Below are 23,650 nucleotides of genomic sequence, written 5' to 3' on the forward strand. Positions count from 1 at the left end.
GCCGTCGCGCAGCGACGGCGGCTCAGTTGTCTTCGAGGATGCTGTCGGGCTGGATGTCGATCTTGGCGCCGGTGAGCTTGGCGGCGAGGCGCGCGTTCTGCCCTTCCTTGCCGATCGCCAGCGACAGCTGGTAGTCGGGGACGAGCGCGCGCACGGCCTTGGTCGACGCGTCGAGGACGAACGACGAGGTGACCTTGGCCGGCGACAGGGCGTTCGCGACGAAGCGGGGCAGTTCGGCGTCGTAGTCGATGATGTCGATCTTCTCGCCCGCGAGCTCTTCGGTGACCGCGCGCACGCGGCGGCCGAGCTCGCCGATGCAGGCGCCCTTGGCGTTGACCGTCGGGTCGTTCGCCTTGACGGCGATCTTCGAGCGGTGACCGGCCTCGCGAGCCAGCGACACGATCTCGACGAGGCCCGCGGCGATCTCGGGCACCTCGAGGGCGAAGAGCTTGCGGACGAGCCCGGGGTGGGTGCGCGACACGGTGATCTGCGGACCCTTGTTGCCCTTGGCGACCGAGGTCACGTAGACGCGCAGACGCGAGCCGTGAGCGTAGGTCTCGCCGGGAACCTGCTCCTCGGGCGGGAGGATCGCCTCGACCGTGCCGAGGTCGACGTGCACCATGCGGGGGTTCGGGCCCTGCTGCACGACGCCCGCGACGATGTCGCCCTCTTTGCCACGGAACTCGCCCAGAACGGCGTCGTCGGCGATGTCGCGCAGACGCTGGCTGATGACCTGCTTCGCGGCGAAAGCGGCGATGCGGCCGAAATCGTCGGGAGCCTGCTCCTCTTCGCCGATGACGGCGCCCTCTTCGTCGGTGACGGGCGTGAAGATGCCCACGTGCCCGGTCTTCCGGTCGAGCGAGGCGCGCGCCCCCGCGGGGATCTCGCCGCTGGGCGAGATGTGCTTGGCGTAGGCGGTGAGGATCGCCTGCTCGATGATGCGCGCGAGTTCGTCGAAGGGGATCTCCTTCTCGCGTTCGATCGTCTTCAGAAGTGCGAGATCGATGTCCACAAGGCCCTCCGTTGTTCAGCTTTCGTCGGCGCGACCGGCGCCGACAACCCCCCTACGATACCCGGGATGCCACGCACCCTGCGACCGCATCAGGCCTACGGTTGCGATCGCACAGGTGTTTCGGAGGCGACTCCCTTGCCCGGCGGACGCATATGGGATCACGATGGTATCGTTTTCCCATGGAGCTCACGATCGACAGCGGGGGACGCATCGTCCTCCCGAAGGCGCTTCGGGATGTGTACGGACTCCTTCCCGGCACGGTGGTCGATGTGTCGGCATACGGCAGTGGCCTGCAGATCACCCCCGGAGGCCGCACCGCGCACCTCGAGCGCGACGACGATGGCCGGCTCGTTTCACGCGGCAACACCCCGGTGACCGACGAGGTTGTGTCGGCGCTGCTCGACAGCGGCCGTCGATGAGGCCGTCGGATCGGTCGACATCCCCGATCGCCGTCGACACGAGCGTCGCGGTCCCCCTCCTCGTCCGCTCGCACGAAAACCATGAGCGCGTGCGCGCGTGGGCGCGCGGTCGAGAGCTTCGCCTGAGCGGCCACGCCGCGATCGAGACGTACTCCGTCCTCACGCGCCTGCCGGGCGACGCCCGTGTCGACGGAGCCGACGCCATCACCGTCATGGATCACAATTTCGGCGATCCGCTCACGCTCTCCCCCGGCGAGGCGGCGTCAGCCCACCGCGATCTCTCCGGCTGCGGCATCGCCGGCGGAGCAACGTATGACGGTCTCGTCGCTCTCGCCGCACGTGTGCACACGATCCCCCTTGCAACGCGCGACGCCCGCGCGCGCGGCACCTACGAAGCGGTGGGCGTAACAGTCGAGCTCGTCGTCTGACCCCCGGGGCCGCGGCATCCGGAACCCCTCAGCTGATCGGCGTCGCGTGCCAGATGCGGTCGAGGTAGTCGCGCATCGCGCGGTCGGACGAGAAGTATCCGCTGCGCGCGACGTTGAGGATCGCGGAGCGCACCCAGCCGTCCTGATCGGCGTAGGCCGCGTCGACCCGGTCCTGCGCGTCGAGGTACGAGCGGAAGTCCGCGAGCGCCATGAACCGGTCGTCGTAGAGGAGGTTGGACACGAGCGGCTCGAATACCGAGCGGTCTCCGTCCGAGAACGCCCCCGACGCGATCAGGTCGATCGCACGGCGCAGCTCGTCGTCTTCCTGGTAAAAGTCGGCGGGACGATACCCCTCGGCCCACAGCGCCTCGACCTCGGGCTCGCTCATGCCGAAGAGGAAGAAGTTGTCGTCGCCCACGAGCTGGCGGATCTCGACGTTCGCACCGTCGTCGGTGCCGATGGTGAGCGCGCCGTTGAGGGCGAGCTTCATGTTGCCGGTGCCGGACGCCTCTTTGCCGGCGAGCGAGATCTGCTCCGACAGGTCGGCGGCCGGGATGATGCTCTCGGCGAGGGTGACGTTGTAGTTCGCCGGGTAGAGCACCTTCAGCTTGCCCTGCACGCGCTCGTCGGCGCTCACGACGTCGCCGACGGCGTTGATGAGGTGGATGATGCGCTTGGCCATGCCGTAGCCCGGAGCCGCCTTAGCGCCGAAGAGGAAGGTGCGCGGCTGCACGGCATCCACATCCAGGCGACCCGAGACGATGCCCTCGTAGGTGCTGACGATGTGCAGCACCTTGAGCGTCTGGCGCTTGTACTCGTGCAGGCGCTTGATCATGACGTCGAGCAGGTGACCGTCGTCGAGCGGAGCTTCGCCGCGCGCCTCGAGCACACGGCTCAGGCGCCGCTTGTTCGACGCCTTCACGGCCGCGAAGCGCTCGCGGAAGTCGGCGTCGTCGGCGAGGGCCTCCAGACCCCGCAGGCGCTCGAGGTCGACGGTCCAGCCGGCGCCGAGCGCCTCGGTGATGAGCGCCGACAGCTCGGGGTTCGCAAGACGCAGGAAGCGGCGGGGAGTGACGCCGTTGGTGACGTTGGTGAACTTGTCGGGCCACATCGCGGCGAAGTCCTTCAGGACGTTGTCGCGCAGGAGCTGCGAGTGCAGCTCGGCGACGCCGTTGACCTTCGAGCCCGCGACCGTGGCGAGGTACGCCATGCGCACCGAGCGCGAGGGGTGCTCGCCGATGATCGACATGTTGCGGATGAGCATCTCGTCGTCGCCGAAGCGCTCGCGCACCTCGAGCAGGAACTCGTCGTTGATGCGGTAGATGATCTCGAGGTGCCGGGGCAGCAGGCGGCCGAGCAGGTCGACCGGCCAGACCTCCAGCGCCTCGGGCAGCAGCGTGTGGCAGGTGTAGGCGAAACACTTCTGGGTGATGGCCCACGCGGCATCCCACTCGAGCTTCTTCTCGTCGACGAGCACGCGCATCAGCTCGGGCACACCGATCACGGGGTGCGTGTCGTTCAGCTGGAAGATCACGCGCTCGGGGAGCTTTTCGAGATCGAAGTCGGCGGGCAGCACGTTCTCGATGAAGTCGGCGATGGATGCCGCGACGAAGAAGTACTGCTGCTGCAGACGCAGCTCTTTGCCCTGCGGGGTGGAGTCCTCGGGGTACAGGACCTTCGAGATGTTCTCGGCGAAGGTCTGCGCGCGCACCGACTGGACGTAGTCGCCCGAGTTGAAGGTGTGCAGGTCGAAGGCGTTCGTGGCCACCGCGCGCCACAGGCGCAGGGTGTTCACGCGACCGTTGTGGTAGCCCGGAACCATCATGTTGTAGGGCACCGCGAGCACGTTCCACTCGGGGATCCAGCGGCTGCGCGTGACCCCCTCGTCGTCGTACGTCTCGGTGTGACCGGCGAACGAGATCGTCTGCGCGGCCTCGGGGTGGGCGAAGTCCCACGGCGAGCCCATGCGCGTCCACGCGTCGGGCTGCTCGATCTGCTGGCCGTCCGCGAAGCTCTGACGGAAGATGCCGTACTCGTACCGGATGCCGTACCCGATGGTGGGAACGCTCATGGTCGCGAGCGAGTCGATGAAGCAGGCCGCGAGGCGACCCAGGCCGCCGTTGCCGAGCCCCGGCTCGATCTCGACGGCGCGCACGGCGTCGATGTCGATCCCGCACTGCGCAAGCGCCTCGGTCGCGATGTCGGTGAGGCGCGCGGCGAGGAGGTTGTTGTCGAGCTGACGCCCGAGCAGGTACTCCGCCGACAGGTAGCAGACGGTCTTCGCCTGCTGGGTCTTCTGCTTCGCCCGGTCGTCGAACCAGCGCGCCATCAGGTAGTCGCGCACCGTGTAGGCGAGAGCGAGGTACTGGTCGTTCACGTCGGAGGTCGACAGCGTCACGCCCTGGTCGAAATTCAGATTCTGGAGGAACTGCTTCGTGAAGCCGTCGACGGACGCCGCGGGGGCGACGACGGGCGCGATGGCGAGCGGGTGGGTCGGGCGGAGCTCTGACGTGTTCTCGGGCACCCCTCGACCGTAATCAGTCGCGCGCTGCCCTGCCAAGACGGCAATGGCTCTGACACATGATCTTCACCCGGACGCCGTATTGCGCGCCCCGGGTCAACGCAGGCCGCACCCGTCGACGACCTGCGGCTTGCGTTCGATGAGGTTCTTGGTCCAGTCGTAGAGCACGGGCAGGAAGCGCGACTTCGGCTGGATCGGACGCAGGTGGCCATAGCCCGCGTAGCTCGCCCATCTCACGGGCTGTCCCTCGGCGCAGAGCTTCTCGATGTACTCGCGCTGGAGTCTCGGCGCGATGACCTCATCGTCCGCTCCCCACGCCACGAGCATCGGCGTGCCCAGCGGCTCGGTCATGGCGTTCTCCTCGAGGCGCCGACCCAGAGCGCCGTCGGTGAGATCGGCGTTGTAGAGCGGCCGGTCCTCCGAGACGCCCAGGGCCGTGAGGACGGACACGACCACACCCGGTTCGGTGGGGCACCGCTGCGTCATCTCGAGCACGATCGAGCGCGAGCCCTCGGCGATGTAGTCGTCGAGGTGGACGTCGGCGTAGGTCTCGGAGTACGGCACCAGCACCCACGACGTGATGACCGAGAGCATCGCGTTCGGCGGACCCGAGAGCAGTTCACGCGCGAGGGCGGGCGGATCGGCGACCGGGGCGACGACGGCCGTTCCGAGCACGTCGATGCCCGGGGCGTAGTCGTCGGCGATCGCGGTGGTCCACAGAGCCGCGTGCCCGCCCTGGGAGTGTCCCCAGACCACGGTGTCGGGCGAGAGGGTCAGGTCGCTGCGGAGTTCGGCCGTGGCCAGCACCGCGTCGAGCGACGAGCGGGCCTCACCCTTGCCGATGAGGTACGGATAGGCGCCGGGGGCGCCCTGTCCCGAGAAGTCCGACGCGACGACGACCCATCCGGCCTTCAATGCCTGCTCGAGTGCGGGGATCGCCCAGCGGGTGGCCGTCGAGTCGCGCAGGCTCGGCGCGCAGCCCTGAGCGACCCCGGTCGTGCCGTGATTCCAGATGATCACGGGGCGCGGTCCCAGCGGAGGATCCTTGGGGGTGATGACCATGGCGCTCGCCACGGCGGGGCGGCTCACGGCATCCCGTGTCGTGTAGAGGATCCGCGTGACGTCGCCGTTCTGCGGGGCGCGCCAGGGCGAGGCGGCGGAACGGATCAACCGTCCGTGGCCGCTCGGCACCTCGGCGGGCGGGTTGTAGAACGCGTCGACCACGGGGGCACCGTCGTGCAGCCAGTCGTTGAGCCACCACCCTCCGGCGGCGGTCGCCACGAGGACGAGCGAGAGCGCGTAGCGGCCGACGGCGGTCCAGCGGGCGCGGCGCCGACGGCGACGGACGGCCTGGTCGGCGTCGAACGGCGTCGCTCGCGGACGACGACGGATGCCGGCCACCCCGCGCCCGAAGACCCCGACTCCGAACACGATGGTGCGCACACCGAACACGACGGCCAGCACCAGCACGGTGACATCCGGCCAGGTGAACGACAGCACTCCGAAAGCGATCTGCGCGATGCCCCACGCGAGCGACAGCACCCGAGCGCTGACCGCGCCGCCCGTGACGGCCCGGCCGACCGAGGCCAGCCCACCGATCACCAGGAGAACGGCGAGGACTGACGGCAACAGTTCGAGGCTGCGCCCCAACCACACCAGGACGGCGACGCCCGCCACGATCCAGGCCACGGCGACGGCCCGCGCCCACCATCTCGTCGACCGGCCGAACAGTTCGAACACGCCCATGACCACGGCGCTCGCGCCGACGTACACCCCGAGCAGCACGATCGAGGTGAGGGGTCGCGAGACGATGAGCGCGCCGAGCAGCACCACCACGGCACCGACGACGAGCAGGACACGCGGCGGCGCGTTGCGCGTGAGCGCGGGAAGGGCGTTCCACCGACGCACGAACGGTCGGCGGGAAGCGGGCATCAGGCCATGATAAACAGCGCCTCGGACGCCACGCGCAACCGGCTGTCTTTCCAGACGCGGAGCGCATACGGTTCCGGGATGCCGTCCTCCGCCCGCTCCGCCGCTCGCGAGGCCGAGGCAAACCCCGCGTTGCGCGTCGCCGCTCGGGCGGGCTACGTGGCCAACGGCATCCTGCACCTGCTCGTGGGCGGCCTCGTTCTCGCCGTGGGCTTCGGTGCGGCCGAAGACACGGACCAGACCGGTGCCTTTCGTGCGGTGGCTGCCCTGCCGCTGGGCGCCGTCGCGCTCTGGGGTCTCGCGGCGGGACTGGTCTCGCTGGGCGGGTGGCACCTGCTGCAGGCGATCGCGCCGCGCGGGCTGTCCGGGCGCAAACGTATCGCGCGCATCGCGGCCGAGGCACCGCAGGGCATCGTCTTCGTCGTGATCGGCGTGATCTCGGCGGCGGTCGCACTCGGTGCCCGACCGCACGCGGAACAGACCACGGAAGACCTCAGCCAGAGCGTGCTCACGCTCCCGATCGGCGGGTTCGTGCTGGGAACGGCGGGGCTGATCGTCGCGGGAGTCGGTGTCGGCTTCGTGTGGATGGGCGTGCGACGCTCCTTCCACGACAAGGTCCGCATCCCCGAGGGCGCGGCGGGACACGCGCTGAGCGCCCTCGGCGCCGTGGGATTCGTGGCGAAGGGCATCGCCCTCGGCGTGGTCGGCGTGCTGGTCACGATCGCGGCCATCCGCGTCGAACCCGACACGGCCGGAGGGCTGGACGGAGCCGTGTCGGCGCTCATGGCCCTGCCCGCGGGGCCTCTGCTCGCGGCCCTCGTGGGCCTCGGCTTCCTCGCCTACGGCGTCTTCACCGTCTTCCGCGCGCGCTACGCGCGCCTCGACGTCTGACCGGCCTCAGTCCAGCGACGGATCGCGGCCCGTGCGCTCACCGGTGTCGAGAGCGGCGATCGCGGCGTGGTCGTCGGCATCGAGGGTGAAGTCGAAGACGTCGCCGTTCTCGCGGATCCGCTCCAGCGCCACCGACTTCGGGAAGACCACGAGTCCGCGATCGAGGTGCCAGCGCACGACGACCTGCGCGGGGGTCTTGCCGTAGCGCGCGGCGATCCGCGCGAGGGCGGGTTCGCCGAGCAGACCACCCCGGGCGAGCGGGGCCCATGACTCGGTGACGATCCCGTTCGCGGCATCCCAGTCGACGAGCTCGTTCTGCGGGAAGCGGGGGTGCAGCTCGATCTGGTTGACGGCCGGGAGGACGCCGGTCTCGTCGCGCAGGCGCTCGAGGTGCGGGATTGCGAAGTTGCTCACGCCGATCGAGGTCGCCCGCCCCTCCTGCTGCAGGCGGATGAGAGCGCGCCAGGTGTCGACGTAGCGGCCGGCGCTGGGGATCGGCCAGTGGATGAGGTACAGGTCGACACGGTCGAGGCCGAGGCGTCGCGCACTCGCGTCGAAGGCGCGCAGCGTCTCGTCGAAGCCCTGGTCGTCGTTCCACACCTTCGTCGTCACGAAGACGTCGTCCCGGTCGAGACCCGACGCGCGCAGTCCCTCCCCCACCTCGGTCTCGTTGCCGTACAGGGCGGCCGTATCGATATGGCGGTAGCCGGCGGCGAGCGCGCCCTCGACGAGGCCGGCGGTGAGATCCGCGGGCACCTTGTACGTGCCGATACCGAGCTGAGGGATCGTGGAGCCGTCGCGGAGCGACAGGCGAGGGGCCGAGATCATGGCATCTACGCTACCGATGCCGAGCACCGCGGGGACGACGAAACGGCACCCCTCCCGGCGGATGCGGGACGGATGCCGTCTCGGTGAACGTCAGCGCGTGAACGTCGGCGCGTGAACGTCAGCGCGTGAGCGCCGCCAGGGCATCGGCGACCGGAAGGGTCTCGCGCTCGCCCGTGCGGCGGTCCCACAGCTCGACCTGACCCTCGGCGGCGCCGCGGCCCACGATGAGGATGCGCGGGATGCCGACGAGCTCGGCGTCGCCGAACTTCACGCCGGGCGAGACCTTGGGGCGGTCGTCGTAGAGGACGTCGAGGCCGGCGGACTCGAGCTGGTCGGAGACGGATGCCGCGAGCTCGAACGCCGCGGCATCGCGCCCGGTGGCCACGACGTGCACGTCGAACGGCGCGACCGACGCCGGCCAGATGAGGCCCTTCTCGTCGTTGTTGAGCTCGGCGATGATTGCGAGGATGCGGGTGACGCCGATGCCGTACGAACCCATCGTGACGGTCGCGAGCTTGCCGTTCTCGTCGAGCACCTTCAGGCCCAGGGCCTCGGCGTACTTGCGACCGAGCTGGAAGACGTGGCCGATCTCCATGCCGCGTGCGAGTTCCACGGGGCCCGAGCCGTCGGGGGCCGGGTCGCCCGCGCGCACGGTCGAGATCTCGACGAAACCGTCGCCGACGAAGTCGCGGCCGGCGACGAGCGAGTGCACGTGCTTCTGGTCGATGTTCGCACCCGTGATCCACGCGGTGCCGTCGACCACGCGGGGGTCGAGCACGTAGCGGATGTTCGTCGCCGACTCCTCGCCCAGCACGGGACCGGTGGGCGACCAGGGGCCGATGTAGCCCTTGACCAGCAGCGGGTTCTTCGCGAAGTCGGCCTCGGTCGCGGCCTCGACCTCGGCGGGAGCGAAGGCGACCTCGACGCGCTTGTCGTCGACGTCGCGGTCGCCGGGCAGCCCCACGACGACCAGCTCTCGCGTGCCGTCGAGGTGCGTGAGGGCGAGGACGACGTTCTTCAGCGTGTGCGCGGCGGTCCACTCGGTGGCCTCGGCGGTGGCCGGGCCGGCGATGCCGGGGGCCGGGGCGTCGAGGTGCGCGTTCGCGTGATCGACGAGGGTCGCGATCGTCGGGGTGTTCGGCGAGTCGAAGACGACCGGCGCGGGCTGCCCCTCGACGGCGAGCGGTTCCGGGGCGACGGTGGTGAACGCCTCGACGTTGGCCGCGTATCCGCCGGCCGAGCGCACGAACGTGTCCTCGCCGATGGGGGTCGGGTGCAGGAACTCCTCCGACTTCGAGCCGCCCATCGCGCCGGCGTCGGCGGCGACGATGACGTACTCGAGGCCCAGGCGCTGGAAGATGCGCTCGTAGGCATCGCGCTGCGCCTGGTACGAGGCATCCAATCCGGCATCCGTCGCGTCGAACGAGTACGCGTCCTTCATCGTGAATTCGCGGCCGCGCAGGAGGCCGGCGCGGGGGCGCGCCTCGTCGCGGTACTTGTCCTGGATCTGGTAGATCGTCAGCGGCAGGTCCTTGTACGACGAGTAGATGTCCTTCACCAGGAGCGTGAACATCTCCTCGTGCGTGGGCGCGAGCAGGTAGTCGGCGCCCTTGCGGTCCTGCAGGCGGAACAGCGCGTCGCCGTACTCCTCCCAGCGGCCGGTGACCTCGTACGGCTCACGCGGCAGCAGGGCCGGGAAGTGCACCTCGAAGGCTCCAGCGTTCGCCATCTCTTCGCGCACGACCGTCTCGATCTTGGCCTTGACCTTCAGACCGAGCGGCAGCCACGCGAAGATGCCCGGGGCGTTGCGGCGGATGTAACCGGCGCGCACGAGCAGACGGTGGCTCGTGACCTCGGCATCCGAGGGGTCTTCGCGGAGCGTGCGGAGGAAGTAGTTCGAGAGACGGGTGACCACGATCATCGAGTCTAGAACGGTGGATGCCACGGGCAGACGCGGGCGGGGGCAGAACCGCATCACCCGCCCGCGCATCTCACCGGTAGACCGGCCGGAAGATGGCTTCGGCTACCGGGGCGACGACTTCCACACCCCGTAGTGTCCGCAATCACGACAAAAGTTCCCGGAATCGACGCCACATCGGTCACACGTCGATAACGGCCTTCACCCTCGCGCGCGGATGACCTCCGATCGACCGCGTGCCCCTAAGGTGAGGGCGTGCACCCCCGATGGATCGCCGTGATCGCGAGCGGCGTCGCGCTCGTGCTCGGCGTGGTCTTCTGGAGCACGGCCGGCCTGGTCGTGTGGTCTGCCACCCTTGCCGACGCATCGACCTCCTTCGGCGGAGGGATCTCCCCGCTCGACGACCCGCCGCCCGTCGACGACGACTTCCGCGTCACCGAGGTCTACGACGTCGGGGCCGACGGCATCCTGTCTCCGGAGCCGAGTGCCGAGGCGGCCGCGGTCTGGGCCGAGATCGAGCGCGTGTTCACGCCCCGCGTCGCGGCGACGCGGATCAGCCGGCTCGAGGTGGGCGACGACCCCGCCAGCGACACCCTGGCGTGGGTGTCGCGTGACACCGCCCCCGAGTACTGGACGTTCGCCGCCAATGTCGCATATGCCGACGACGATGAGCTCTGGCTGGGCACACTCGTCCACGAGTACGCCCACGTGCTGAGCCTGGGGCCGGAATCGGTCGACGCGTACACCGACACGTGCGACACGATCTGGACCGGGCAGGGGTGCCTGTTACCCGAGACGGCCCTGTACGCATTCTCCGACCGGTTCTGGAGCGCTTACATCGACGCCCCGGAGGGCGACAACGTCGATGTCGACGTCGCCGACGCGTTCTACGCCGCGCACGAGGAGGACTTCGTCGACGCGTACGCGGCCACGAACGTCACCGAGGACTTCGCCGAGAGCTTCATGGCGTACGTGATGGAGGATCAGCCGACGGGCCAGGGCCCGGTGGCCGGCAAGCTGCGATTCTTCGCGGAGTACCCGCCCTACGTCCTCGTGCGCGAGCGTTTGCGCGCGGAGTTCGACCTCGGCTGACCCTCGCGGTCACTCCCCCGGGACGGACCGGGCCAGCGACAACAGCGCTTCGAGCCCGGATGCCATTCCTCCCGGCGGCAGGTGACCCGCCACGACGAGTGTCGCCATCCCGTGAGCGAACGACCAGACCGCGGCCACCGCGGCCTCGAGGTCGGCACCCCGTAGCGACGGATCGATCGTCGCCAGAACCTCCGCCAGCAAATCCTCGTTCGCGCGGATCAACGGAGCCATCTCGTCGGACGGCGACCCCGGCACGCAGATCTCCGGGTCGAAGACCAGGGCGAAGCCCTGGGGGTGCGCGACGGCGTAGGCGAGGTAGGCCGCGGCGATCGCGCGCAACGCCGGGACTCCTGGGGCCGCAGCCGCGTGCGCCGCTCGCTGCGCGTCGAGCAGGTGCCCCATGTGGCGCTCCGACAGCCTCTTGAGCAGCGCCTTCCGATCGGCGAAGTGATGGTACGGCGCGTTGTGACTGACGCCCGCGCGGCGAGCGACCTCGCGCAGGCTCAGTGCACCGACCCCGCCCTCCACCAGCAACTCGTCCGCGGCGGCGAGGAGCGCCGGGCCGAGGTCCCCGTGGTGGTACTTCGTCGAGGTGGGCACAGGCACGATGCTAGACGGCTCGCGGACAAGTCCGAGGGGATCCCGCAGTTCGGTACGCAACGGGATCGACTCGTGTCACTGCGCCATTCGCTCCAGCAGGGCCTCCGCCGCGGCACGCATCTCCGCGTCGTCCAGCTTGTCTCCGATGAGGGTCACCACTCCCCCCGGCGCTTCGGCATCCACCCGTCCCCCTCCCAGATCGGAGGCCGGCAGCATCCACGCAGAGGTGGCTCCTGTCAGCGACACCTGCTGCTCCCCCCTCGCGATGGCTCCGGCCGGGTCCAGCGACGCGCCCGGCCAGAACGTCACGTCCAGCGAGAAGAAGGCCTGGCCGTCGTCTTCCGGTCCGAAGAAGTCGCACCATCCCGCCGCACCGTTGCTCGTCATCACGTCCCACACGGGACCGTGGGGGAAGTAGTCCGTGCCGGTGGTCTTCGAGACATCGCGGGTCAGCGCCGATCGGACAGCCTCGATGACGACGCCGTCACAGTCCGGAATCGACCACGCGGTTGCGGGCAGGGTTCGCGCGGACAGCGGGGCGTCCGCCGCACGCGACCCGACTGCCTTCACCGCCGCGATGGCCTCACTCGCATCGGTGGCCTCCGCACTCACCCACGCGTCTCCATGACGCTCGCTGTAGCTGCAGGTGAACCCGACGGGGCACTCGGGGACGACACCCACGTCTTGCCGCACAGAATCCGGGATGTCGGCCCACGGCACCACCGTCACACTCATGCTCGTGAAATCTGCCGAGTCGAGCGCTCGCCACTCGCAGGAGATCCCTCCGAGGACTCGTGCGTCCCCGGTGATGACGGGCACACCCGTCATCGGGACCCCGAGGATGTCCGACACCTCGGGATCACCGAGCACGGCCGAGCAGTCTCCCCCGAACGCGACCACCGGCGTCGTCTGCGTGGGTATCGAGGTCGGCGTCGAGGTAGGTGTCGGTGTCGGCACCGTCGTCGCCGTGACCGTTGGCGACGGCATGTTCGCGATCTGCGGCGCCGACAACGTCGACGTCGCCACCGCCCCACCCGCGATCGCCACCACCAGCACTGCCGCGATCGAGCCCGCGATCCACGCGTTCCGATGTGCACCGGCAGGCTTGATGTCGCGCGCACCGCCGACGATGCGAGAGCGCATCGCCGCGCGCTCGTCGGGAGTCAGTTCCTCGTTCATGCCTGCACCCCTTCCTGGGCCAGATCGTCGCGGAGCTTCGTCTTCGCTCGGGAGAGCCGCGACTTGACCGTTCCCGCCGGGATGCCGAGGGCCTGCGCGACTTCGCGCTCGGAATACCCCTCCAGCACCGACAGGACCACGACCGCCTGTTCCCGCTCCGGCAGCTTCCGCAGAGCGGCCAACACGCCGCTCTCCTCGTGAGCGCGGTGCATCGGCTCCGTCACGGGGGCCCGGTCCAACAGAGCGCGGTATCGCCGCCCCGACCGCTCCAAATTCCGCGCGCAGTGCGCCACCGTGTTCAACAACCACGGCAACGGCGACCCCTCCACCACCCGCACCGACGCCCGCTTACGCCACAACTCGAAGAACGCCACCGTCACGGCATCCTTCGCATCCTCCCGATGCGTCAACAACCGCGACGCATGACGGAACAACCGCGCGTCATACCGATCGAACAACGCCGCCAACGCAAGTTCATCGCCCCTGAGTACCCGAGCCCACAGCCCCGCGTCATCATCTTCCACACCCCGTAGTGTCCGCGATCACGCCAGAAGTTCCCGCACCAGGTAACGGATCGGCAACGACGGCGCGAATCGCGCCTCGACAACCCCGGCCGCGGCACGATATCTTGCTCCTGTCCAGTTTCTTGACAGTGTCCACATTGGAGCTCCGCCATGACCGCCCTCATCCTCGACGGCCACCCCTCCCCCGACTCGCTCACCGCGACGCTCGCGCGACGGTACGCGCAGGCGCACGGCGACGCCGAGCTCGTCGCCGTGCGACACCTCGACTTCGACCCCATCCTGCGGGGCGGGTACCGGGCGGTGCAGCCGCTCGAGCCCGACCTCGAGCGCGCCCTCGCCTCCCTCCTCGCCGCGACGCACATCGTCGTGGCCACACCGGTCTGGTGGGCCGGGACCCCCGCCCTCCTCAAGGGCTTCTTCGACCGCGTCCTCCTTCCGAAGCAGACGTACCGCTACCGCCCGAACGGGCTCCCGCAGGGACTCCTCCCCGCCCGCACCGGGCGCCTCCTCCTGACGAGCGATTCCCCCACCTGGTTCCTCCGGTGGACGGGGGACCCCGCCGTGCGCCAGGTCCGCAATCAGACGCTGAAGTTCTGCGGGGTCCGCCGCGTCCGCACGACGCGCTTCCCCTCCGTCCGTTCCTCCGACGACCGCACACGCGCCCGCTGGATCACCGAGGTCGAGAACCTCGAACGACGAGACGCGGGCGCCGCGGTCCCCGCACGCGTCTGAACAGGCGACCCCGGCATAGCCTGGAGCGATGACGACCGTCCTCCTCACCGGATTCGAGCCCTTCGGCGGCGACGCCACGAATCCGTCCGGCGACGCCGTCCGAGCCGTCTACGAGCGCTGGACCGGCGCCGAACGACTGATCGTCGACGTCCTTCCGGTCGCGTTCGACGCGGCCGGGACGCGGCTCCGACAGCTCCTCGACGAGCACCACCCCGATGTCGTGATCGCCACGGGCCTCGCGGGGGGACGCGCGCAGGTCACCCCCGAGCGCGTGGCGATCAACCTCGCCGACGCCCGCATTCCCGACAACGACGGTGCGCAGCCGGTCGACCTCCCCGTGGTCGAGGGCGGTCCGACCGCCTACTTCGCGACCCTGCCCGTCAAGGCGATCGCGGCGGCGCTGAGCGACGCCGGCATTCCGGCCGCGGTGTCGCACTCGGCGGGGACCTTCGTGTGCAACCACGTGATGTTCACCGCCCTGGATGCCGCCGACCCCCACGTGCGCGCCGGCTTCGTACACGTGCCTTCTGCGCGCGAGAGCGCCCCCGAGGGCGTGGCATCCCTGCCTTTCGACGACATCGTGCGCGCCGTCGAGCTCACCGTGCGCACCGCCCTCGACGTGCGCGACGACCTCGCCTCCCCGGCCGGCACCCTGCACTGACGGCGGGGGCTCAGGCCGCGCGCCGCCCGAGGTGCAGGACCGTCCGCACGATCAGCCCCGCCACCAGCGCCCAGAAGGCCGCGCTGACGCCCGCGATGGCGATTCCGGATGCCGCGATGAGGAACGTCACGACCGCCGGGGTCCGCTCGCCCGGATCGTCGATCGCCTGCTGCACGGCGGAGCCGAAGGCCGCGAAGAGCGCCACGCCCGCGACGGCCGGGATGACCCCCGCGGGGGCGAGCAGCACGATTGCGGCGAACGCGGCCGACAGCGCGCCGAGCACGAGGTAGGTGCTCCCGGCCGAGACTCCCGCCACCCAGCGTCGCTTCGGATCGGGGTGCGCGTCGGGGCCTGCGGCGATCGCCGCGCTGATCGCGCCGAGGTTGACCGCGTGTCCCCCGGCGGTCGCCGCGAGCATCGAGCCCGCGCCGGTCACGAGCATCGCCGGGCGCCACGGGATCGTGTACCCGAGGCTGCGCATCACGGCGACGCCGGGAACGTTCTGCGAGGCCATCGTCACGACGAACAGCGGGAGCGCGATCCCGACCACCGACCCGACGGTGAGCGTCGGAGCGGTGAAGGCGAGCTGCGGCACGAGGCTCGCGGCATCCAGCTCCGCCCCGGTTCGTCCGAGCGAGACCGCCACGACGACGATCGCCGCGACGAACGCGAGCGGCACGGCCCAGCGCGGAAGAAGGCGGGATGCCACGAGCCACACGATCAGCACCGGCGCCACGCCCCACGGGTCGGCGATGAGCCCGACGAACGGTTGGATGCAGAGAGGGAAGAGGACACCCGCGAGCATCGCCTGCGCGATCGACGGCGGAATGCGCGCGATCAACGCCCCCAGCGGCGGGAAGAGGGCGGTGCACAGGATCAGCGCACCCGAGACGAGGAAGCCGCCGACGACCGCGGGCCACCCGCCCTCGACGGCACCGGTAGCCGCGAGCAGCGCGACACCGGGGGTCGACCAGGCGATCGTGATCGGCATCCGGTAGCGCCAGGCGAGGAGGATGCACCCGACCCCGACCATGAGCGTGACGGCGAGCAGTCCGCTCGCCGCCTGCTCGGGCGTGGCCCCGACGGAGCGAAGACCCGTGAGCACCACGGCGAACGTGCTGGTGAAGCCGACCAGGGCGGTCACCACACCAGCGATGAGGGGACGGGCGAGGGAGGCGTGCGAAGTCTCGATCATGAGACTCCCGACGCTAGCGGAACGGCAGTGGTCCACTCGCGCTCGCGCGGACCACGCGATGCCTCGATCAGACCGTGATGACCTGCGCCGTGCCGGGAGCCGCGTCGGGACCCATCTCGTCGGCGAGGCGGTTGGCCTCTTCGATGAGCGTGCGGACGATCTCGGCCTCGGGCACGGTTTTGATGACCTCGCCCTTGACGAAGATCTGGCCCTTGCCGTTGCCCGACGCGACACCGAGGTCCGCGTCGCGCGCCTCACCGGGGCCGTTGACGACGCAGCCCATCACGGCGACGCGCAGCGGCACCGTCATGTCCTTCAGGCCTTCGGTGACGTCGTCGGCGAGCGTGTAGACGTCGACCTGCGCACGACCGCACGAGGGGCACGACACGATCTCGAGCTTGCGTTCGCGCAGGTTGAGCGACTGCAGGATCTGGTGGCCGACCTTGACCTCTTCGGCCGGGGGTGCCGACAGCGAGACGCGGATGGTGTCGCCGATGCCCTCGGAGAGCAGGATGCCGAAGGCCGTCGCGCTCTTGATCGTGCCCTGGAACGCCGGTCCCGCCTCGGTCACGCCGAGGTGAAGCGGCCAGTCGCCCCGTTCGGCGAGCAGGCGGTAGGCCTTGACCATGACGATCGGGTCGTTGTGCTTGACCGAGATCTTGAAGTCGTGGAAGTCGTGCTCCTCGAACAGCGACGCCTCCCAGACGGCGCTCTCCACAAGCGCCTCGGGCGTGGCTTTGCCGTACTTCTCGAGCAGGCGGCGGTCGAGCGATCCGGCGTTCACGCCGATGCGCAGCGACACACCCGCAGCCTTCGCGGCGGCGGCGATCGCGCCGACCTGATCGTCGAACTTGCGGATGTTGCCGGGGTTCACGCGCACCGCACCGCAGCCGGCGTCGATCGCCTGGAAGACGTACTTCGGCTGGAAGTGGATGTCGGCGATGACCGGGATCTGGCTCTTCTTCGCGATGATGTGCAGCACATCCGCGTCGTCCTGCGACGGAACGGCCACGCGCACGATCTCGCAGCCGGATGCCGTGAGTTCGGCGATCTGCTGGAGAGTGGCGTTGATGTTCGTCGTGGGGGTCGTCGTCATCGACTGGACGCTCACGGGGGCGTCGCCGCCGACGAGCACCTTGCCGACCTTGATCTGACGGGTCTTGCGACGAGGCGCGAGGACCTCCGGCACGCGGGGCATCCCGATGTTCACTGCAGGCACGCGACCAGCCTACGCCGCCACACCTCCTCGGGGGCTGAGGGCGCTCTGTGATAGGTTCGGCGCCATGCGCGCGTATACCGGCTGGTGGCCCACCGTCTAGGCGGTGAGCACGCGTGCGACAGACCGCCCTCCCTCGGGATCGGGGCGGTCTTCGTGTTTCCGGCGGCCGCTCCGGACCCTCGATCACTGACGGAAGTATTTCGATGACCGGGCCCGACCCCTCCTCCTTGATCAACGACCTCCTCGCGGGCGACGCGCCCTTCGCGCTGATCGCCCGCGACCACGCGACGGTCGAGGTGCTCACGGGCACCGTCGTCGACGTGGAGCTGCTGGCCGACATCCCGCTCGTCGACGCCGACGGCGCACCCCGAGAGGTCCTCGCGCTGGTGCCTTTCCGGCAGGTGCGCGAGCGCGGGTTCGTCTGCCACGACGACGGCGCCCCGCTGCGCTGCCTCGTGATCGAGGAACGGATGCCACTCCCCCGCGCCGAGGTCATGGCATCCCTCCCCTCCGCCCCCGTCGCCCTGCAGGACGCCGGGTTCGACATAGACGACGAGGCGTACGCCGACATCGTGCGCCGGGTGATCGCGGACGAGATCGGCCGGGGCGAGGGGGCGAACTTCGTCATCCGTCGCGACTTCGTCGCCGGGGTCGACGCCGACCCGCGCGTGGCCGCGCTGACGTGGTTCCGCGCGCTCCTCGAGCACGAGAAGGGCGCGTACTGGACGTTCGCCGTCGTGACGCCCGGTCATGTCGCGGTGGGCGCGAGCCCCGAGGCGCACGTGAGCGCCCGCGACGGCATCGTGACGATGAACCCCATCTCGGGCACGTTCCGGCATCCGCAGGGCGGCGCGACGGCGGAGACCCTCGCGGAGTTCCTCCGTTCGACCAAGGAGACCGAGGAGCTCTTCATGGTCGTCGACGAGGAGCTCAAGATGATGAGCGCCGTCTGCAGCGACGGCGGGCGCATCACGGGTCCGCACCTCAAGGAGATGTCGCGCCTCACGCACACCGAGTACATGCTGCGCGGCCGGAGCACGCTCGACCCGCGCGACATCCTGCGCGAGACGATGTTCGCGCCGACCGTGACCGGTTCCCCGATGCAGAACGCGTGCACGGTGATCGCCCGTCACGAGACGACCCCGCGCGGGTACTACTCCGGCGTCGCCGCCCTGTTCACGCCGAACGGAGCGATCGAAGGTCCCACGCACGATCTCGACGCCCCCATCCTCATCCGCACCGCCTATCTCGTCGACGGCCGCCTGCGCGTGCCGGTCGGCGCGACGCTCGTGCGCCACTCCGACCCGTACGGCGAGGTCGGTGAGACGCACGGCAAGGCCGCCGGGGTGCTCGGCGCGATCGGCGCGATCCCCCGCGACGTGCCGGCTCTCCCGGCCGACGCGGACCCCGACGCCCCGGTGGCCGAGCGCCGCCCGCTCGCCGAGGATCCCGCGATCGCCGAGCTGCTGGCCTCCCGCAACGAGCGTCTGGCGCCGTTCTGGATGAACCCGCAGGATCCCGACGGCACCGGCCCGTTCGCGGGCCGTACGGCCCTCGTCGTGGATGCCGAGGACCGCTTCACCACGATGCTCGCGCACCAGCTGCGCCACCTGGGCCTGGACGCCCGGATCGTGCACTGGTCCGAGGTGACCGACGCCGAGCTCGACGCGGCCGACCTGGTCGTCTCGGGCCCGGGCCCGGGTGACCCGCGCGACGACAGCCCGCGGATGGCGGCGATGCGCCACGTCGTCGGCCGCCGACGCGCGGCCGGTGCGCCGCTGCTCGCGGTGTGCCTGAGCCACCAGATCCTCGCCGACTCGCTCGGGATCGACCTGCGGCCCCTGGCCCGGCCGCACCAGGGCCTGCAGAAGACCGTCGACGTGTTCGGCGAGCCCGCCTCGATCGGCTTCTACAACACCTTCACCGCCCGCGCGCCGGAAGCGACTCCCGAGGAGGTCGAGATCGCCGCGGATGCCGAGACCGGCGACGTCTACGCCCTCCGGGGTCCGGGCTTCGCGAGCGTGCAGGGGCACCTCGAGTCGATCCTGTCGCGCGACGGCATGCGCACGCTGGAGCGGTTGATCGCTCACGTCCTCTGACGTTCCGGTCCCTTCGACAGGCTCAGGGACCACCCGGGCAGGGGTGCCTGAGCCCGTCGACGCCCCTCGACCCGCGCGGCCCGGGTGGCTGAGCCCGTCGAAGCCACCGGGACCACGCGACGCTAGAGCAGCTTCACCGGGTTGAAGATGTCGGCGAGGAACAGCACGCTGCCCACGCCCACCAGCAGGATGACGACGACGAAGGTCACGGGCACCAGGCGCGTGGCATCCACGGGCTTGGCAATCCGCCCGCGGGCGCGCGCGACGAGCTTCTTCAGCCCGTCCCAGAGCGCCACGACGACGTGCCCGCCGTCGAGCGGGAGCAGGGGAATGAGGTTGAAGGCGAAGAGGGCGATGTTCAGGCCGCCGAGCAGCAGGACGATCTGCTGGACGCGTTCGAGAATCGGAGCGTTCACCGCGGCGATCTCGCCCGCCATCCGGCCAGCGCCGATGACGCTCATCGGGCTGTCGGCGTCTCGCGGCTGACCCGTGATCGTGTCGACGGCGACGTCGTAGACCCGCACGGGCAGCTGCGACATGATCGTCGCAACCTGCCCGATGTACTGGCCCGTCGCCTCGAGTCCGGTCCAGATCGGCTGCGGCTCGAACGCGACCTGCGGGCTGAGGCCGGCGAACCCGATGGTCTCGTACTCCTGGGCGCCGGAGGCATCGGTCACCGGCTGGCCCTGCGCGTTCGTCACCGCCCGGTCGGTCGACTGCGGGGTGAACTGAACGGTCTGCTCCTGACCGTTGCGCTCGATGACCATCGACAGCGCCTTGCCCGGCGACGCCTGGATGATCGCCGCCGCCTCGTTGAAGGTCGAGACGGGGGTGCCGTCGATCGAGATCATCGTGTCGCCCGGCTGCATGCCCGCGGCCTTGGCGGGAGCGACCGGGTCGGACGGCTCGCAGTCCTGCCGCTGCTGACTCGCCGGGATCACGCACTCCGAGACGGAGGCGACGGTCGTCGTGCCCTGCTGGATGCCGATCGCGCTCAATGCGATCGTGAACAGCACGACCGCGAGCACGAGGTTCATCGCCGGCCCGCCGAGCATGATGATGATGCGCTTCCACACGGGGAGCCGATAGAACGCGCGATCGTCGCCCCCGATGAGCGTCTCGGCGTTGGCATCCCGGGCGTCCTGCACCATCGTGGCGAAGAACCGCGAGCGTCGCTTGGACGGCTCCTCGCCCTCGGGAGCGGGCGGGTACATGCCGGCCATCGAGATGAAGCCGCCGAGGGGCAGAGCCTTGAACCCGTACTCGGTCTCGCCGATTTGACGCGACCACAGCGTCGGCCCGAAGCCGATCATGTACTGGCCGACCCGCACGCCGAAGATCTTCGCCGGCAGAAGGTGACCCATCTCGTGCAGCGCGATCGAGACGGCCAGTCCCACCACGAGCACGAGGACGCCGATGACAAACGCGATGACAGTCACCCGCCGACGATACCGCCGCACTCCTTTGAAGCGCCCGTGCGGCGGCGATGCCCTGTCTGTGCGAGACCGGATGAGACAATGGACGGGATGCCGACCGACGCTGCCCCGAACCTCCCGCCCGTGCTCCGGCCCGAGCGTCCGCCCCAGCGCGACCTCGCCGAGCTCGCCCGCCGATTCGGCGTCCGCACCGTCGGGGAGGTCGAGGGGACGACCCTCACGGGCATCACGCTCGCGACCGCCGACCTGCGCGCAGGTGAGGCGTTCGTCGCCATCCGCGGCGTGAACCGGCACGGGGCGGAGTTCGCCGCAACCGCCGCCGAGCGCGGCGCCGTCGCCGTGATCACCGACGCCGACGGCGCTGACATCGCGGCATCTACGGGTCTTCCGACCGTGGTCGTCGACGACCCGCGTGCGCTGCTGGGCGACCTGTCCGCGTGGGTGTACGGCACGGGACCGGGCGACGACATCCCGCAGCTGCTGGCGACGACCGGCACCAACGGCAAGACGAGCGTGTCTCACCTGCTCGAGGGGATCCTCGGTCAGCTCGGCGTGGTCACGGGCTTGTCATCGACGGCGGAGCGCCACATCGCGGGAGAGGTGATCGTCTCGCGGCTCACTACCCCCGAGGCATCCGAGTTCCACGCCCTTCTCGCCCTCATGCGCGAACGCGGGGTCGAGGCCGTGGCGGTCGAGGTGAGCGCCCAGGCTCTCACCCGTCACCGCGTCGACGGCCTCGTGTTCGACGTCGCGGGCTTCACCAACCTCACGCACGACCACCTCGACGACTACGCCGACATGCGCGAGTACTTCGAGGCGAAGCTGCCGCTCTTCCGCGCCGATCGCGCGCGTCGCGGCGTGGTCTGCCTGGATTCCCCCGCCGGTGCCGAGATCGCCGCGCGCGCCGAGATCCCCGTCGTCACGATCGTCACCCCGGCCATCGCCTCGGATCCCGCCGCCGACGCCGACTGGACGGTCGACATCGTCGACGAGCGGCAGGAGGGCACCGAGTTCACCCTCCGCGCCCGTGACGGTCGGACGCTCACCACCGTCGTTCCGGTGATCGGTCGGCACATGGCCGCCAACGCCGGTCTCGCGATCGTGATGCTGCTCGAGACCGGCTACGCGTGGGAACATCTCGTCGATGCTCTCGACGGCGGCCGCATCGACGCCTCCCTCCCCGGGCGAACCCAGTTGGTCTCCGGCCCCGAGGGCCCGGCGGTGTACGTCGACTTCGGCCACTCCCCCGACGCGTTCGAGAAGACCCTTGCGGCGGTCCGCCGGGTGACCCCCGGCAAGGTCGTCATGCTCTTCGGCGCCGACGGCGACCGCGACGCCACCAAGCGCCACGACATGGGGCGCACGGCTGTGCTCGGCAGCGACATCCTCGTCGTCACCGACCACCACCCCCGGCACGAGAATCCGGATGCCATCCGCGAAGTCCTGATCGAGGGTGCGCGCCGCGCGCGGCCTGACGCCGAGATCCTCGAGTTCACCCCGCCTGAGCGCGCGATCCTCGAGGCCGTGAGGCTCGTGGGCGAGGGCGACGCGATCCTGTGGGCCGGCCCCGGACACCAGGACTACCGCGACATCCGCGGTGTCCGTACGCCCTACTCGGCGCGCGAGCTGTCGCGCCGAGCACTGCGCGCCGCCGGTTGGGCTGTGCCCGACCCACAGTGGCCGGTGCCCTACCCACTCGATGAGACGCCCTCGTCCGACCCCGAGCGCCCGGTGGAGTTCCCCGCCTGAGACGGCAGCGCCGCGTTCACGCCTCAGCCACCCGTCGCGAGGTGGCTGAGCCTGTCGAAGCCACCGGAACCCACGTCAGCCCGGTCCCTCCGACAGGCTCAGGGTCCCCCGCACGCGGCTCGAGTCGGTCAGCGCGCCGCGATCACGGCATCCGCCGTCCGACGAGCCCAGACCTCGGCGTCGGCAAGCGATTCGCGCGTGAGCGTCGCGGGCGCCTCGTGGCGGTCGACGACCGCTTCGATGATCTCGAGGATGCCGAGGAAGCTCAGCCGCCCCTCGTGGAACGCATCGACGGCCTGCTCGTTCGCGGCGTTGAAGACGGCGGGATACGTCGCTCCCGCACGCCCGACCTTCTTCGCGAGCGCGACGGACCCGAAGGCCTCCTCGTCGAGCGGCTCGAAAGTCCACCGGCTCGCGGTCGTCCAGTCGAGCGGCGCCCCGACGCCGGCCACGCGGCGCGGCCAGTCGAGGCCGAGAGAGATCGGCAACCGCATGTCGGGCGGCGACGCCTGCGCGATGGTCGATCCGTCGACGAACTCGACCATGGAGTGCACGATCGACTGCGGATGGACGGTGACGTCGATGCGGTCGTACGGCACGTCGAAGAGCAGATGCGCCTCGATGACCTCGAGCCCCTTGTTGACCAGCGTCGCCGAGTTGGTCGTCACGACGCGTCCCATGTCCCACGTGGGGTGCGCGAGCGCCTCGGCGGGCGTGACGCCCCGCAACTGCTCGCGCGAACGACCGCGGAAAGGGCCTCCGGATGCCGTGAGCACCAGCCGGCGCACCTCGTGCGCCTCTCCGGATCGCAGCGCCTGCGCGATCGCCGAGTGCTCGGAGTCGACCGGCACGATCTGGCCCGGGGCGGCGAGCGCGGTGACGAGGTCGCCGCCGACGATCAGCGACTCCTTGTTCGCCAGGGCGAGGGTGCGCCCCGCTTCGAGAGCGGCGATGGTGGGACCGAGTCCCACCGAGCCCGTGATGCCGTTGACGACCACGTCGGCTTCGACGTCGCGGATGAGCTGCTCCGCCTCGATCGCGCCGAGGGCGACGTGCTCAACACCGAACGCCTGCGCCTGCGCCTCGACCCCCGCACGGTCGGAACCGGCGGCGAGGCCGACGACCTCGAAGCGGTCCGCGTTCGCGCGGATGACGTCGAGCGCCTGCGTGCCGATCGAACCGGTGGAACCGAGGAGGAGGACGCGGCGCATCCCGTCA

At 70.2% G+C, this 23,650-nt stretch carries 20 protein-coding genes; 8 read left to right on the plus strand and 12 right to left on the minus strand.

Features of this window, described 5'->3' with window-relative positions; translation table 11 throughout:
- Positions 1–22 precede the first annotated feature (22 nt).
- Positions 23–1,012: a transcription termination factor NusA gene (gene nusA, locus AB0O24_RS03895; protein WP_058597057.1), complete on the minus strand. Its 990-nt coding sequence runs from the start codon at positions 1,010–1,012 to the stop codon at positions 23–25.
- A 179-nt stretch (positions 1,013–1,191) separates the two neighbouring features.
- On the opposite strand from nusA, the gene AB0O24_RS03900 reads away from it, so the two are divergent.
- Together AB0O24_RS03900 and AB0O24_RS03905 are read left to right on the plus strand one after the other, a co-directional pair.
- Positions 1,192–1,431, plus strand: coding sequence for an AbrB/MazE/SpoVT family DNA-binding domain-containing protein (locus AB0O24_RS03900; RefSeq protein WP_275796520.1), 240 nt, complete (start codon positions 1,192–1,194; stop codon positions 1,429–1,431).
- Positions 1,428–1,859, plus strand: a complete 432-nt coding sequence (locus AB0O24_RS03905; RefSeq protein ID WP_363372687.1) for a type II toxin-antitoxin system VapC family toxin — start codon at positions 1,428–1,430, stop codon at positions 1,857–1,859. Before AB0O24_RS03900 ends, AB0O24_RS03905 begins: the two co-directional genes overlap by 4 nt.
- 28 nt (positions 1,860–1,887) lie before the next feature.
- Here the strand turns inward: AB0O24_RS03905 and AB0O24_RS03910 are convergent, their stop codons facing one another.
- Both AB0O24_RS03910 and AB0O24_RS03915 read right to left on the minus strand, forming a co-directional pair.
- Positions 1,888–4,383: a glycogen/starch/alpha-glucan phosphorylase gene (locus tag AB0O24_RS03910; protein ID WP_363372689.1), complete on the minus strand. Its 2,496-nt coding sequence runs from the start codon at positions 4,381–4,383 to the stop codon at positions 1,888–1,890.
- Between the two features lie 93 nt (positions 4,384–4,476).
- The gene (locus AB0O24_RS03915; protein WP_307381977.1) at positions 4,477–6,312 is read right to left on the minus strand and encodes an alpha/beta fold hydrolase; all 1,836 of its coding nucleotides are present in this window, start codon (positions 6,310–6,312) and stop codon (positions 4,477–4,479) included.
- 78 nt (positions 6,313–6,390) lie between these two features.
- Between AB0O24_RS03915 and AB0O24_RS03920 the strand changes: the two genes are divergently transcribed.
- On the plus strand, positions 6,391–7,200 hold the full coding sequence (locus tag AB0O24_RS03920; protein WP_275796512.1) for a DUF1206 domain-containing protein: 810 nt from the start codon (positions 6,391–6,393) through the stop codon (positions 7,198–7,200).
- Between the two features lie 6 nt (positions 7,201–7,206).
- On the opposite strand, the gene AB0O24_RS03925 is transcribed toward AB0O24_RS03920, so the two are convergent.
- Together AB0O24_RS03925 and AB0O24_RS03930 are read right to left on the minus strand one after the other, a co-directional pair.
- Complete coding sequence (locus AB0O24_RS03925; protein WP_275796511.1) at positions 7,207–8,028, minus strand: aldo/keto reductase; 822 nt, start codon at positions 8,026–8,028, stop codon at positions 7,207–7,209.
- A 118-nt stretch (positions 8,029–8,146) separates the two neighbouring features.
- A complete protein-coding gene (locus tag AB0O24_RS03930; protein ID WP_363372694.1) occupies positions 8,147–9,943 on the minus strand; it encodes a proline--tRNA ligase in 1,797 nt (598 codons plus the stop codon).
- A gap of 258 nt (positions 9,944–10,201) precedes the next feature.
- Between AB0O24_RS03930 and AB0O24_RS03935 the strand changes: the two genes are divergently transcribed.
- The gene (locus AB0O24_RS03935) at positions 10,202–11,038 is read left to right on the plus strand and encodes an NADH:ubiquinone oxidoreductase subunit 4 (chain M) (protein WP_275796507.1); all 837 of its coding nucleotides are present in this window, start codon (positions 10,202–10,204) and stop codon (positions 11,036–11,038) included.
- Between the two features lie 9 nt (positions 11,039–11,047).
- On the opposite strand, the gene AB0O24_RS03940 is transcribed toward AB0O24_RS03935, so the two are convergent.
- The 3 genes from AB0O24_RS03940 to AB0O24_RS03950 all read right to left on the minus strand — a co-directional run bounded on the left by AB0O24_RS03940 (position 11,048) and on the right by AB0O24_RS03950 (position 13,341).
- Positions 11,048–11,638 (minus strand): TetR/AcrR family transcriptional regulator, encoded by a 591-nt coding sequence (locus AB0O24_RS03940; protein WP_275796505.1) that lies wholly within the window; start codon positions 11,636–11,638, stop codon positions 11,048–11,050.
- Between the two features lie 75 nt (positions 11,639–11,713).
- Positions 11,714–12,817 (minus strand): hypothetical protein, encoded by a 1,104-nt coding sequence (locus AB0O24_RS03945; RefSeq protein WP_363372698.1) that lies wholly within the window; start codon positions 12,815–12,817, stop codon positions 11,714–11,716.
- Positions 12,814–13,341, minus strand: coding sequence for a sigma-70 family RNA polymerase sigma factor (locus AB0O24_RS03950; RefSeq protein WP_275799342.1), 528 nt, complete (start codon positions 13,339–13,341; stop codon positions 12,814–12,816). Before AB0O24_RS03950 ends, AB0O24_RS03945 begins: the two co-directional genes overlap by 4 nt.
- A 150-nt stretch (positions 13,342–13,491) precedes the next feature.
- On the opposite strand from AB0O24_RS03950, the gene AB0O24_RS03955 reads away from it, so the two are divergent.
- Positions 13,492–14,073, plus strand: coding sequence for an NAD(P)H-dependent oxidoreductase (locus AB0O24_RS03955; protein WP_363372701.1), 582 nt, complete (start codon positions 13,492–13,494; stop codon positions 14,071–14,073).
- A gap of 28 nt (positions 14,074–14,101) precedes the next feature.
- Positions 14,102–14,734: a pyroglutamyl-peptidase I gene (gene pcp / locus AB0O24_RS03960; protein WP_275799340.1), complete on the plus strand. Its 633-nt coding sequence runs from the start codon at positions 14,102–14,104 to the stop codon at positions 14,732–14,734.
- Positions 14,735–14,744: 10 nt separating this feature from the next.
- Here pcp and AB0O24_RS03965 read toward each other — a convergent pair whose 3' ends face one another.
- Positions 14,745–15,929: a benzoate/H(+) symporter BenE family transporter gene (locus AB0O24_RS03965; RefSeq protein WP_363372704.1), complete on the minus strand. Its 1,185-nt coding sequence runs from the start codon at positions 15,927–15,929 to the stop codon at positions 14,745–14,747.
- A 67-nt stretch (positions 15,930–15,996) separates the two neighbouring features.
- A complete protein-coding gene (gene ispG, locus AB0O24_RS03970) occupies positions 15,997–17,148 on the minus strand; it encodes a flavodoxin-dependent (E)-4-hydroxy-3-methylbut-2-enyl-diphosphate synthase (RefSeq protein ID WP_193751290.1) in 1,152 nt (383 codons plus the stop codon).
- Between the two features lie 203 nt (positions 17,149–17,351).
- Between ispG and AB0O24_RS03975 the strand changes: the two genes are divergently transcribed.
- On the plus strand, positions 17,352–19,247 hold the full coding sequence (locus AB0O24_RS03975; RefSeq protein ID WP_363372706.1) for a chorismate-binding protein: 1,896 nt from the start codon (positions 17,352–17,354) through the stop codon (positions 19,245–19,247).
- A 122-nt stretch (positions 19,248–19,369) separates the two neighbouring features.
- Here AB0O24_RS03975 and AB0O24_RS03980 read toward each other — a convergent pair whose 3' ends face one another.
- Positions 19,370–20,686, minus strand: coding sequence for a site-2 protease family protein (locus AB0O24_RS03980; RefSeq protein WP_363372708.1), 1,317 nt, complete (start codon positions 20,684–20,686; stop codon positions 19,370–19,372).
- Positions 20,687–20,773: 87 nt separating this feature from the next.
- Here AB0O24_RS03980 and AB0O24_RS03985 point away from each other — a divergent pair, with 87 nt between their 5' ends.
- Positions 20,774–22,432 (plus strand): UDP-N-acetylmuramoyl-L-alanyl-D-glutamate--2,6-diaminopimelate ligase, encoded by a 1,659-nt coding sequence (locus tag AB0O24_RS03985; RefSeq protein WP_363372711.1) that lies wholly within the window; start codon positions 20,774–20,776, stop codon positions 22,430–22,432.
- Between the two features lie 128 nt (positions 22,433–22,560).
- Here AB0O24_RS03985 and dxr read toward each other — a convergent pair whose 3' ends face one another.
- Positions 22,561–23,643, minus strand: a complete 1,083-nt coding sequence (gene dxr / locus AB0O24_RS03990) for a 1-deoxy-D-xylulose-5-phosphate reductoisomerase (RefSeq protein WP_275799333.1) — start codon at positions 23,641–23,643, stop codon at positions 22,561–22,563.
- Positions 23,644–23,650 lie beyond the last annotated feature (7 nt).

Origin of the sequence: Microbacterium sp. NPDC086615 (assembly GCF_040686055.1) — a bacterium.
GTDB lineage: Bacteria > Actinomycetota > Actinomycetes > Actinomycetales > Microbacteriaceae > Microbacterium.

Coding starts and splice junctions, on each gene's coding strand:
- pcp (WP_275799340.1), top strand. CDS start 14,102: ATGACGACCGTCCTCCTCACCGGATTCGAGCCCTTCGGCGGCGACGCC.
- AB0O24_RS03985 (WP_363372711.1), top strand. CDS start 20,774: ATGCCGACCGACGCTGCCCCGAACCTCCCGCCCGTGCTCCGGCCCGAG.
- dxr (WP_275799333.1), bottom strand. CDS start 23,643: ATGCGCCGCGTCCTCCTCCTCGGTTCCACCGGTTCGATCGGCACGCAG.
- AB0O24_RS03945 (WP_363372698.1), bottom strand. CDS start 12,817: ATGAACGAGGAACTGACTCCCGACGAGCGCGCGGCGATGCGCTCTCGC.
- AB0O24_RS03920 (WP_275796512.1), top strand. CDS start 6,391: ATGCCGTCCTCCGCCCGCTCCGCCGCTCGCGAGGCCGAGGCAAACCCC.
- AB0O24_RS03905 (WP_363372687.1), top strand. CDS start 1,428: ATGAGGCCGTCGGATCGGTCGACATCCCCGATCGCCGTCGACACGAGC.
- AB0O24_RS03900 (WP_275796520.1), top strand. CDS start 1,192: ATGGAGCTCACGATCGACAGCGGGGGACGCATCGTCCTCCCGAAGGCG.
- AB0O24_RS03925 (WP_275796511.1), bottom strand. CDS start 8,028: ATGATCTCGGCCCCTCGCCTGTCGCTCCGCGACGGCTCCACGATCCCT.
- AB0O24_RS03965 (WP_363372704.1), bottom strand. CDS start 15,929: ATGATCGAGACTTCGCACGCCTCCCTCGCCCGTCCCCTCATCGCTGGT.
- AB0O24_RS03915 (WP_307381977.1), bottom strand. CDS start 6,312: ATGCCCGCTTCCCGCCGACCGTTCGTGCGTCGGTGGAACGCCCTTCCC.
- AB0O24_RS03975 (WP_363372706.1), top strand. CDS start 17,352: ATGACCGGGCCCGACCCCTCCTCCTTGATCAACGACCTCCTCGCGGGC.
- AB0O24_RS03955 (WP_363372701.1), top strand. CDS start 13,492: ATGACCGCCCTCATCCTCGACGGCCACCCCTCCCCCGACTCGCTCACC.